8 protein-coding genes are annotated in these 12,244 nt (G+C 42.3%); 3 read left to right on the top strand and 5 right to left on the bottom strand.

Translation table 11 applies throughout. The features are described 5' to 3' along the window. Positions 1-36: 36 nt before the first annotated feature. From PX484_RS00305 to PX484_RS00290, 4 genes are all read right to left on the bottom strand, one after another. Complete coding sequence (locus tag PX484_RS00305; protein WP_071846534.1) at positions 37-252, bottom strand: hypothetical protein; 216 nt, start codon at positions 250-252, stop codon at positions 37-39. A 361-nt stretch (positions 253-613) separates the two neighbouring features. Continuing rightward, positions 614-3,343 (bottom strand): formylglycine-generating enzyme family protein, encoded by a 2,730-nt coding sequence (locus PX484_RS00300; RefSeq protein WP_287767149.1) that lies wholly within the window; start codon positions 3,341-3,343, stop codon positions 614-616. A gap of 8 nt (positions 3,344-3,351) precedes the next feature. Continuing rightward, positions 3,352-4,347: an AAA family ATPase gene (locus PX484_RS00295; protein WP_287767150.1), complete on the bottom strand. Its 996-nt coding sequence runs from the start codon at positions 4,345-4,347 to the stop codon at positions 3,352-3,354. Then, the gene (locus PX484_RS00290) at positions 4,329-5,711 is read right to left on the bottom strand and encodes a hypothetical protein (RefSeq protein ID WP_287767151.1); all 1,383 of its coding nucleotides are present in this window, start codon (positions 5,709-5,711) and stop codon (positions 4,329-4,331) included. The genes PX484_RS00295 and PX484_RS00290 overlap by 19 nt, the downstream gene beginning before the upstream one ends. A gap of 126 nt (positions 5,712-5,837) precedes the next feature. Between PX484_RS00290 and PX484_RS00285 the strand changes: the two genes are divergently transcribed. Then, entirely contained in the window at positions 5,838-6,017 is a 180-nt protein-coding gene (locus PX484_RS00285; RefSeq protein ID WP_287767152.1) for a hypothetical protein, read from the top strand. A 118-nt stretch (positions 6,018-6,135) separates the two neighbouring features. Here PX484_RS00285 and PX484_RS00280 read toward each other — a convergent pair whose 3' ends face one another. Further along, a complete protein-coding gene (locus tag PX484_RS00280) occupies positions 6,136-7,320 on the bottom strand; it encodes an NAD(P)H-quinone oxidoreductase subunit H (protein WP_002754423.1) in 1,185 nt (394 codons plus the stop codon). A gap of 503 nt (positions 7,321-7,823) precedes the next feature. Between PX484_RS00280 and pruA the strand changes: the two genes are divergently transcribed. Both pruA and PX484_RS00270 read left to right on the top strand, forming a co-directional pair. Beyond that, positions 7,824-10,793 carry an L-glutamate gamma-semialdehyde dehydrogenase gene (gene pruA / locus PX484_RS00275; protein WP_287767154.1) on the top strand — a complete coding sequence of 990 codons (2,970 nt, stop codon included), beginning with the start codon at positions 7,824-7,826 and terminating at the stop codon, positions 10,791-10,793. Between the two features lie 317 nt (positions 10,794-11,110). Beyond that, the coding region (locus PX484_RS00270; protein WP_288102629.1) for an alpha-D-glucose phosphate-specific phosphoglucomutase at positions 11,111-12,244 on the top strand (1,134 nt) is incomplete at its 3' end.

Raw genomic sequence — 12,244 nt, 5'->3', positions numbered from 1 at the left:
CGGTTAAGGTATTGCCCATCGGATCATAATAAACGTTTACTTCTGCCATAAAATTTCCCCTTCTTTAATTGCATCGGTGGGATAAGTGGTAATTAGGAAGCCATCACCATTGAGTTTTCGGATAATGGCACAGAGCCAACGTTTTGGTCGTTGAAGTTTATAAAAAAGATAAACATTAGGGTCACTGCGGCTACGTCGAATTTCATCAGGTTGGCTAAGGGTTTCTTGGACTAATTTTTCTTGTCCTTTCATTATAGGATGTTTTATCTGGGTGATAATCCTAAATCCTTTGAGTATAGGCTACTTATGAAGACAGGCACTCATGCAAGAGGCAAAAGGGAAAAAGGGGAATAAATAATCGGTTTTTAATAACCAGATTTAGTATAAGGGACTTGCGCTTTGATAATGTACCTTTTGGGCGAACGCAGTTCGCCCCTACATTGTGGACAAAATCCGTTACTGTAGGGGCGCAAAGCTTGCGCCCTCCGATCGATTGGGATATTATTCCCACGCAAGTCCCTAACTCCTAAACTAATACACTTGTTCTATAGCTTGCCCCAAAAAATTCCAGAAAAGGGAATGAGGGTAAAAAGGGAAAAAAAGAGAAAAAGGGTTACAGGGTCTCCCCAGCACCGCACACCACCCGAAAACCGAGGCAGAAGTCGTCGTCGTCGCGGCGGTCGTCGTCGTCGCGGAAAGCGGAACGGCAGCCAAGTGGATCGTCGAACCAAGAACCGCCCCGCAATGGAGAACGATTATCATTCCCATTTTCTATCCAAGCACTGCCATCCGTCGGTGCGCCATCATAATTATCGTGCCAGGTATCGGCACACCATTCCCAAACGTTTCCGTGCATATCGTACAACCCGAAGGCATTAGCTACCTGAAAATAGCCCACTGGGGTTGTTTTACGTCGATATTTTCCTTTGGGTTCATCGGCATAAGTTTTAGTACCAGTAGCTCGATAGTTAGCTAAATCTGCCGTTATCGTTTCCCCAAAGTGAAAGGCGGTTGTTGTCCCCGCTCTACAGGCATATTCCCATTCTGCCTCACTCGGTAGCCGATACTCCCGTTTTGTTTCCCTTGATAGTCGTTTACAGAATTCCGTTGCTTGATACCAGTTGACTCTTTCTACGGGTAGCTCATCCCCTTTAAAGTGAGAAGGGTTTGTCTCTAGGTCGATGTCTATTTTAGCGGTTGCGGCGATAGCTTGCCACTGAGCTTGGGTGATGGGATAACGCCCCATGTAGAAAGAGGAAACGGTTACTGGGTGTGGGGGTTTTTCTCGTCTAAATCCATCCCAACCAAATTTTTTCAGCAGTCTTGCAATTTCCTCGTCTTCGGTTCCCATCCAGAATTCTCCTTGGGGAATATACATCATGCGGATATAGTTTTGAGCTTCTTTCCGGTTGCCAACTTCCGCAAGGTTTTCATCGTAAAAATAGGCTTTAACAGGTTTTCTCTCGATAACTTGACCTTCTCTATCAACCAATACCGTTTCTGCGGTAAAAAGGAAAAGGTTTTCATTGTAGGGAACAATAGCGGCTACTTCGTCTATTAAACGTTTTTGTCGGGTTCCTTCGTCTTCTGGGGAAAGTTGAAGGACATTGCCAACGTGGTTTAAATCCCCTCTAGAATAGGCGGCAATCGTTTTATTAAGCAATAATAAGGGTTCATAATCGGCTAAAGCAGCCGATAGATTTTCTAATAAAGCTGTCAATCTCACAAGACGCACTCGGTTATTATTTTTGATAGCTTCTGCTAGTACCTGTTTGATTTCGTTGACTGCTTGACTGGGTTTTAGGTAGGCAAGAGCTAACCATTGTTGATTTTGCCAATAAACCGATTTTGAGCAATAATCACCGATTTGTTCCTGAATATAGGTTTGTAACTGATAGGGCAGAGATTTGAGTTCCTCTGGGGTTAATTTTTCTAATAATAGTTTACGAACATCGGGAGACATTTCATAGAGTTCTCGATCTATTTTGCGGACTAAACTGGAGAGTAAAATATCAGCGATCGCATACCAAGGAGCTTGATTATTTTTATCTTGATGTTGACGCAGATAATAAAGTAAATTAGGGGATAAACTAAGGGGAAATGCCGCTCGTTTCGCTAGTTCTCTGGTGTTTGGTTCGTTTTCTTTTTCAAATAATCTTAAACGGCTTTCTGCGCTAAAAAAATCTTCATCCTCATCCCAATTATCCCCTTGTTGAAATTGATTAGGATTAAATAAATGACGGGGTGGGATAGCTTCTTCTTTTAGCCATGTTATCAAGTTTTCCCAGTCCTCTGTGGTTAGTTCAAACATGGAAAAATTGGGTATATCTTCAGCTAAATCAGCAATATCGATCGCAGTTGTCCCATACCATCGATGATAGGGTAAGGGGTTTAACCATGCAACTCGGCTAAATCTTCGGCTAAATCGTCGGATAAGGGTTTCTGTTGCGCTCAAGCGCTCTTCTACATAACGTTTTCTAGCGGCACCCGCATCACTAAGAATTAGACAACTGGTTACTTCCGGAGAATAGTTAGAGAGAACTTTGGTTAAAGATTGACTTTCCCAACCGTTTTCTTGTCGTAAAACCTCGTCTCTAATCAGATTATCAAAGTAAAAATGGGGAACATTTGCCCAAGTTTGCTTCATTATTCGACCAAATCCTGCAAAGGGAATCATCGAGTCAGAACAATCAATAAAAATTATAATTTCTCGGCGATAAAGTTGTTTCTTTTGGTAAATTATTTGATCAAAAAAACCTCGTTTAGCCGTTGCCATCACCGTGGCTTTTAGATCCCAAGTTTGTCGAGGACTTTCTAGGGGTAATGGACGCAGTTGCTGCCAACTTTCTTGTAACTTAGCGATGCCAATAGGATAATAATCAGGATTATCTAAGGAGGTGATTTTTTTTCGCTTTTCAATAGCTGTGGCAATTTGTGGAAATGAAGTCTCCGGTGCTATTGGTGTATCCCCAGAAGGAGTAATTTCTAATGAGGGAGATTCCCTATCATCCATCGGGTTTATGATTTTGCTAATCGATTCTTCTGAATGACGAATAGGTGTTTTTTGGGCTATTTCTATATTTATTTCTGGTTGGAATTGTAGCATCTCTGTCCAGGCCTGATCAAACTTTTCTTTTTCTTTCGGGGATTTAACCCATAAAGCTTGACAAAGAAGTTTAATTTTAGGATTCTCTAAGTTGGGATTTTCTTGAATAGCAATATCAGAATCATTGGCGAGTTTTTGAATCAGGTAATTTTCCACCCGATAATATTGTTCAATAGACAGCAGAAATCCTTGTTCGTCTCTGAGTTGATAAAATAGGTCAAGTAGGGGGGATGTCATTGGCTTTTTTAACCTCTTGTTCCATAATCTTGTAAATCGGTACGGCTTTTTAGTAAAACACTAGCGTGGGGTAATTTGTCCTCGTTTAATTTGGCGATAATTTCTTCAGATTTGTACTTGAGCAACGATTTAAACCAGGCTATTAATTCACTGGTGCTAACTTTTTTTTCTCCTTCAGATTTAGTCTCGTCTTGTGATGTTCTCACTTCCAGAAAACGGTCCACTGCTTTGATGATAACCTCTTGTTCAGCGTCGGTAAACCGTTCGGTTAATATTTTTCTTAATCTTTCTTGGTTGGGTAGCTCAATATAGTGATAAATGCAACGTCTCAGAAAAGCATTGGGTAAGTTTTTTTCTTGATTACTGGTAATTATAATCAGAGGAAAAGCTTGATCATCTGCTTCAATTGGTTCTCCTGTTTCTTTAATGAAAAAACGACGAGATTCAATGGCTAAAAGTAAATCATTAGGAAAATCTCGATCTGCTTTATCTATTTCATCAATTAATACTACCGATTGTTCTTGCTTATCTTTACTTTGTTTAAATGCTTTACCCAAGGGTTGTAAATCAACCCAATCTTTTGAAGTAGCTGGATTTTTTTGCTTTGAAGTAGCTGGATTTTTTTGCTCAGAAGAAGATTCTTCTATTTCTTTTTGGCTTAAAATTCCGCTAATTTGAGCAGCTTGTAAACGACCAATATAATCATATTGATAGAGACTATCTTCCGCTTTACTTGTAGATTGAACTATCCACTCATAATATTTTATAGAACCACTTTGCTGACCATTATTAAATTCATGAACTAAGGCATGAGCTAGACGACTTTTGCCACATCCCGGCTCACCTTCTAGTAACAAAGGCATTCCCAATTCAATAGCCAAGTTAACAACTTCTATTAACTCATCACCTGCGTCATAGGGATAAATTTTCTGTTGAATCGGTTCATAATAAAGATCCGATTTGGGTTGAATTTTTCCCCTGTAGGTTAAGGATAGTTTAGCCATCTATTTTCCCTCGATAATTGTCCTTGAAATTGTTGATAAAAAGCTTTCAGTGTGTCTTCTATGTTGCCGTGCTTGCTATTTTCCCATAATTGCTGCAAGGTAGATTTAAATAAGTCTGTGGTTTCATCCTGTAAGTCACAACCTAACTGAAGTTGTTGAGCAAAAGTAGGAATAATTTCCTGAAAAGACCGTTGTTCAAAGCAAGAGTCAATCTGTAAGCGGTGAATAGGAAATTCTGATAATTTGTCCTTATCTCTCCAATCATTACTTTTTCCATAATCTAACCAAATCATTAATAAAAAGCCCAGAATGGGACTATTTTGTATTTTACGAGCGTTGGTAATTAAGTTTTGCCAAAATGAATCAATGTCTTTTAAACGGGAAAAGTCTGCACAATCAATTCCTTCAAAAATCAAACAAAAATTATTAGTCTTTAAATTTTTAATTCCTCCAGAATTATTTAAAAAATGTTCATGAAGACTATAGCTATCCCATTCTTCCTGACCATCTCCTTGAAATTTAAAAACAATATGTTTAACGTTCAAATTATTAGTGATAAAGAGTTGTTTGTGTAAACGATGTAAACACCAAAAACGATATGTATGAGGACAAGGGGGAATATAAATACTTCCTTCTCGTAAAGGTTTAGCAGCTATTGAACTGGTAAATTTTACTAGATTAGTGTAATTAAATTCTGTTAAAATATCATAAATCTTCCCATTATTTGTTCGTTGATTTTTTAGGTTTTGATGATGATTTTGACAACATTGTAAGCTTTCAAAATCTCGTCGTAATACTTCGCAATAAGCTTGAACAATATAAGATTGTTTAGCGGTTCTTTGCCCTTTTTTTCCTAGTCCATATTTTTTTTCAGTACAAAACCGCAAACTATCTCCAGATATGCCAATTACCTTTAAAATAGACGAATCTAATAAAAAATTCAGAACCTCATCAAAGGTTAAATGAATTGAATTATCATTAATATCTTCAATTCTCGGTGTATTTATTTTATTTTGAGTAATGTACTCCCTTTTCTTCTTATTTTCAAATCCTTTAAAATCAGATTCATTTTGTAAGTACAATTTCTTCCCCTTTGGTTTTAAAACCTCTTTAGTTGTTCCAGATTGTGGCTGAGATTCTGTCATCCAATCTTTCAAGACATTTAATGGAATGGTATAACTGGAAGTTTTTGTTCGACTACGGTATTCTTCGAGAAATGCCTCAAGTAACCATCGACTTGCTTCTATTAATATTTTCTCTATTTTCTCCGAAGCACAAGAATAGTTTCCCTTATAAGCATCTTTAGCCTTACGAAGGGTTTCTACATCTTCATCCGATAATCTGATTTCGCCAGACCTTAACATAAATCTCGTCAAACGTCAATCTACCATCTGATCCACTTTTTGATCCCCTTTTGCCAGCATTTGCTTAAAGCATTTTAATCAACTTGTCCTCAAAAAACAAGCTATAAGGCAACAGGAGCAAAATCTATGAATTTCTGGAAAAAACATAAAGCGGACATTGACGTGATTTGCCGCATCATCACCACTTTAACTGCTTTGGCTAGTTTGGGTGTTCAGGTGGGAGAGTTAAAGATTCCCCAAAGCGAGATTCTTCCCCCTATGACTGAGGTTCAATTGGAAGCGGGGAAAAACACTCACCCCCACTAGAGAAGATAAATACTAGGGATTGAAGCACATTACCTGAAATAAAGGCCGATGTGCTTTTTTCATGACACTGGGCCAAAACGGGGGTGAGTTAGTTAAGATAACCCACCCTGAAAGAGATTTAGCGATCAACTGACCCCATAATAATATCAATACTGCCTAAAATCGCCATAATATCGGCAACTTTTACCCCTTTGAGGATATGGGGCAGAATTTGAAGATTATTAAAATCGGCGGCCCGAATTTTCCAACGCCAAGGGAAAACATCATCATTCCCGACGATAAAGATACCTAATTCGCCTTTACCACTTTCCAAGCGCACATAATGTTCACCTTTAGGAATCTTAAAAGTGGGGGCGACTTTTTTGGCGATATATTGATAGTCAAAATCATTCCAAGCTGATTTTTTCCCTTCTGCCATCCGTTTTGCTTCCAGATTTTCGTAGGGACCACCGGGTAAACCTTTCAGTGCTTGCCGGATAATTTTCACCGATTCGCGCATTTCCCGAATCCGCACCAGATAACGAGCAAAACAATCGCCGGCGGTTTCCCAATGCACTTCCCAGTCAAAATCGTCGTAACACTCGTAATGGTCAACTTTTCTTAAATCCCATTTCACCCCGGAAGCGCGCAACATCGGACCGGATAAACCCCAGTTAATCGCTTCGTCTCTGGTAATGCAGCCTATCCCTTCAATACGACGGCGGAAAATCGGGTTATTAGTGATTAATTTCTCGTATTCGTCCACTTTGGGGTCAAAATAGTCACAGAAATCCTCGCACTTATCCACCCATCCGTAGGGTAAATCCACCGCCACACCACCAATACGGAAATAATTATTATTAATTAACCGCATTCCCGTGGCAGCTTCCCAGAGGTCATAAATCATCTCCCGTTCCCGGAAAATGTAGAAAAAGGGAGTTTGTGCGCCTACATCCGCCATAAAGGGGCCTAACCAGAGTAAATGGTTAGCGATGCGGTTGAGTTCCAACATAATCACCCGGATATATTGCGCTCGTTTGGGAACGGCGATATCGGCTAATTTTTCGGGAGCATTGACTGTAATCGCCTCGTTAAACATCCCTGCGGCGTAATCCCAACGACTAACGTAGGGAACGTACATGACATTGGTGCGATTTTCGGCAATTTTTTCCATGCCCCGATGAAGATAACCGATTACGGGTTCACAGTCAATCACGTCTTCCCCGTCAAGGGTGACGATTAAGCGCAAAACTCCGTGCATCGAAGGGTGATGGGGTCCCATGTTTAAAACCATGGGTTCTGTTCTCGTTTCAATTTTTGCCATAGGGCTACCGATGATCCCGAAAATCTTTTTAAAGTTATTATAGGTAAACGCTTCGACAATACACAAGGACTATCGGGTATCAGTAATCAGTGATCAGTAATCAGTAATCAGTAATCAGTAGTCAGGAGATTATTTTTATTTATTCTCCCTACACCCCACACCCCACACCCCACACCCTACACCCCACACCCCACACCCCACACCCCACACCCTCTTTGAAGTCAGGAGATTATTTTTATTTATTCTCCCCATTTCCTAATTCATAATTCATAATTCATAATTCATAATTCCCTCTCCCCGCTTGATCGAGTACAATAGAGTGTTCAGCAAAAGCGATCAGCTATTAGCTTTGATTAGTCCTTCGGTAAGAATATAAACCAGAGAAAAGACCCATTAAGAGCGGCAATCAGCTGAAAAAGCTCAAAAACTGAATTTTAGGCTGAAGGCTGACGGTAGCTTGCTGAAAGCTGAATCCCGTTGATAATTTTTTTACTTGAATCGCCGTGGTTATCCAAATCGAATCAACTCAAAACTACGAAACCAAAACCCAAGAGATCGCTAGACAACTTTTAGCCGAAACTCGGGAAAAAAAAGGTCTTTGGTCTGCTTTACAGGATCAAATGCGTTGGGATGATAAATTACTCGATTGGGCAATGTCTAACCCCAATTTACGAGTACAATTATTCCGTTTTATTGACTGTTTACCCGCTTTACGCAGTAATGCCGAGATCGCTAATCATCTCCAACAATACCTCGGTGATGCTTCCGTAGAACTGCCCAGTGCGCTGAAAAGTATCCTCAACTTTAGTGATCCTAACTCCCTACCCGCTCAAACGGCCGCCAGTCTGATCAGTAAATCCGTAGAAACCTTAGCTCGTAAGTATATCGCCGGGGAAGACCTAGAGCAAATTACTCGCACTGTCACCCGTCTGCGGAAGGAAAAAATGGCTTTTACCATAGATCTCCTCGGTGAAGCGGTAATTACTGAAGCGGAAACCCAAGTTTATCTACAAAGTTATCTGGATTTAATGACCCATTTGGCTCAAGAAGCGACCAAATGGAATAAAGTTAGCCAAATTGATGAAGCAGATGGCGAGTTACTACCACAAGTGCAGGTTTCTGTCAAGCTAACTGCCTTTTATTCTCAGTTTGATCCCATGGATCCGATTGGTAGTAAAGAGAAAGTTTGCGATCGCATTCGCCTACTATTGCGACGCGCTCAGGAGTTAGGGGTGGCAGTCCATTTTGATATGGAACAGTACGTTTATAAAAACCTCACCCTGGCTATCCTGAAAGAATTACTCCTAGAAGAAGAATTTCGCAGTCGTACCGATATTGGCATCACCCTACAGGCATATTTAAGAGATTCTGCCCAAGATTTACAAGATTTAATTAATTGGGCCAAAAAGCGCGGTTATCCCCTGACTGTCCGGCTAGTCAAAGGCGCTTACTGGGATCAGGAAACGATTAAATCTCGGCAAAATCATTGGCCACAGCCGGTATATAACGAAAAATCGGCCACCGATGCCAATTATGAACGTATGACGCGGTTATTATTGGAAAATCATCAATATTTATACGCCGCCATCGGTAGTCATAACGTGCGATCGCAAGCCTTGGCCTGTGCGATCGCAGAAAGTTTAGAAATTCCCCGTCGTCGCTTTGAAATGCAGGTATTGTACGGCATGGGCGACCAATTAGCCAAAGCGTTAGTGAAGCGGGGTCATCGGGTGCGGGTTTATTCCCCCTACGGACAACTCTTACCCGGTATGGCCTACCTAATCCGCCGTTTATTAGAAAATACCGCTAATAGTTCCTTCCTAAGGCAAAATTTGGAGGATCGTCCCGTGGAAGATTTAATCGCAGCCCCCCGGGTTTTAGGCCAGGATAACCCGATTATCGCCGGTTTTCCTAATGCCGCCGATACAGATTATGCTAACGAGCAATTACGAAATAAAGCGAGTCAAGCCCTTACTTTTGTCAAAAATTCCCTCGGTAAAACCTATTTACCCCTAATTAACGGCGAATACGTTGCCACCAATGTTCAAATTAATTCCGTTAATCCCTGTAACCCACAGGAAATAGTGGGGAAAGTAGGCTTAATTGAGGTGGAACAGGCAGAAAAAGCGATCATAGCGGCGAAACAGGCTTTTCCCGCTTGGAAACGCACTCCAGTGGCAAAAAGAGCCGAAATACTGCGAAAAGCGGCGGATTTGATGGAAGCGCGACGACACGAGTTATCGGCCTGGATTTGTTTGGAAGTGGGCAAAGTTATCCAACAGGCGGATCCGGAAGTGTCAGAAGCGATCGATTTTTGCCGTTATTACGCCTCCGAGATGGAAAGACTGGATTTAGGGCATAATTTCGACGTAGCAGGTGAGAATAATCGTTATTCCTACCAACCCCGGGGTATTGCTTTAGTGATTTCTCCCTGGAATTTCCCCCTAGCCATTGCGGTGGGGATGACAGTAGCGGCTTTAGTAGCAGGTAACTGTACGCTATTGAAACCCGCCGAGACTTCCTCGGTGATTACGGCGAAATTTGCCGAGATTCTCCTAGAAGCGGGTATTCCTGCCGGAGTCTTCCAATATATCCCGGGTAAAGGTTCGCAAGTGGGGGCGCATTTAGTTAGCCATCCCGATGTTCACCTAATCGCCTTCACCGGTTCACGAGAAGTGGGCTGTCGCATCTATACAGATGCCTCTATCGTGCAAAAGGGTCAAAAACACCTAAAACGAGTTATCGCCGAAATGGGCGGCAAAAATGCCCTAATTGTCGATGAGAGTGCCGATTTAGATCAGGCCGTTGTCGGTGCGGTTAAGTCCGCTTTTGGCTACACCGGCCAGAAATGTTCGGCCTGTTCGCGGATAATCGTTCTGGAAAGCGTCTATGATAGCTTTGTTGATCGCTTTGTCGAGGCTACCAAGTCCCTCAATATCGGGCCGACGGATTTACCGAGTACGGAAGTAGGACCGGTTATCGACGAGAAAGCTCAAGCAAGAATTCGGGAATATATCGAAACTGGTAAAAAAGAGGCAGAATTGGCCCTAGAGATGCCAATTCCAGAAGTGGGTTACTTCGTCAGTCCCACCGTCTTTAAAAATGTTCCCCCCGATGCGGTAATAGCGATGGAGGAAATTTTTGGTCCGGTGGTGGCGATTATCAAAGTGAGCAATTTTGAGCAAGCTTTAGCCGTAGCTAACGGAACCGACTATGCTCTAACCGGTGGCTTATATTCTCGCACTCCTGCCCATATTAACCGAGCTACGCAGGAATTTGAAGTAGGAAACCTCTATATTAACCGGGGAATCACCGGTGCGATTGTCTCCCGTCAACCCTTCGGGGGTTTCAAGATGTCGGGGGTAGGTTCCAAAGCAGGGGGTCCCGATTATCTGCTGCAATTCCTCGAACCTCGTCACATCAGCGAGAATATTCAACGTCAGGGATTTGCACCGATTGAAGGGGCCGATTAAGCGATATAGCTAAAATTGGTTATTATTGGGGGTTTATACCCCCAAATCTGGTTAATTTATCGGCTAAGACCCATCTTAACCCCCTATCCTTAGATTAGCTCTCTTATTCTTTGTGTGATCTCGCGTAGCGAGCGCGTTGCGACCAGTTTAAATTATATAGGAGCGATCGATCTCTGTGTCCTTTGTGTCTGGAGTGGTTCCTTCCACTCACTCACCAAACCCAATAGAACCGTTGTCTTTCTTACCCGATTTCTTGGCTGTCAACCTACTGCTATATACTTAAGTTTACAATTGCGTCAGCCCATCGAGAAAAGACTATGACGATTGAAACCGTTGCCACAAAACCCTTTAGTGACCAGAAACCGGGGACTTCTGGATTGCGAAAATCCGTTCCCGTTTTTCAACAACCCCATTATCTGGAAAATTTTATTCAAGCTATCTTCAATACTTTAGACGGTATCGAGGGTCAAACCCTAGTCGTCGGTGGAGATGGTCGTTATTATAACCGTCAAGCTATTCAAACTATCCTGAAAATCGCCGCCGCTAACGGTATCGGTAGAATCCTCGTGGGAACCGATGGTATTGTCTCCACTCCCGCTATTTCTGGGTTAATTCGCGAAAATAACGCTTTTGGCGGTATTGTTCTCTCCGCTAGTCATAACCCCGGCGGTCCAGAGGGGGATTTTGGCATTAAGTACAATATTACTAACGGCGGACCGGCCCCGGAAAATATCACCGATGCAATTTATGCCGAGACGAAGGTGATTAGCAGTTATAAAATCCTCTTAGGGGCCGATATTAATCTTGATCGCCCCGGTTCCTTTAAACTGGGAACTATGGATGTGGAAGTGATCGATGCGGTTACTCCCTACGTCAAAATGATGGAAAAGATTTTTGATTTCGATCGCATTGAGGCCCTACTCACTTCTGGTAAGTTTAAAATGTGCATGGATTCTCTCCATGCGGTAACCGGTCCCTACGCTTATGCTCTATTTGAACAGCGTTTAGGTGCGCCCAAGGGTACAGTGTTAAATGGTATTCCCCTAGAGGATTTTGGTGGTGGTCATCCCGATCCTAACCTAGTCTATGCCCATGATCTGGTAGAAATTCTCTTCGGTCAAGAGGCCCCGGATTTTGGGGCCGCTTCCGATGGAGATGGCGATCGCAATATGATCCTCGGTCGGAATTTTTTTGTCACCCCCAGTGATAGTTTAGCGGTACTAACTGCCAATGCTCATCTAGTACCAGGGTATCAAAATGGTATCACGGGAGTGGCGCGATCGATGCCCACCAGTGCGGCGGCCGATCGCGTAGCGGCTAAACTGGGAATTGACTGTTATGAAACTCCCACCGGTTGGAAATTCTTCGGTAATTTGTTAGATGCGGGGAAAGCAACCCTTTGCGGGGAGGAAAGTTTCGGCACGGGTTCCAATCATATTCGCGAAAAAGAT

Origin of the sequence: Microcystis sp. M49636_WE2, assembly GCF_030065375.1 — a bacterium.
Lineage (GTDB): Bacteria > Cyanobacteriota > Cyanobacteriia > Cyanobacteriales > Microcystaceae > Microcystis > Microcystis aeruginosa_C.
The sequence above is the reverse complement of the archived record's forward strand: the minus strand, read 5'-3'. Positions and strand labels throughout refer to the sequence as shown.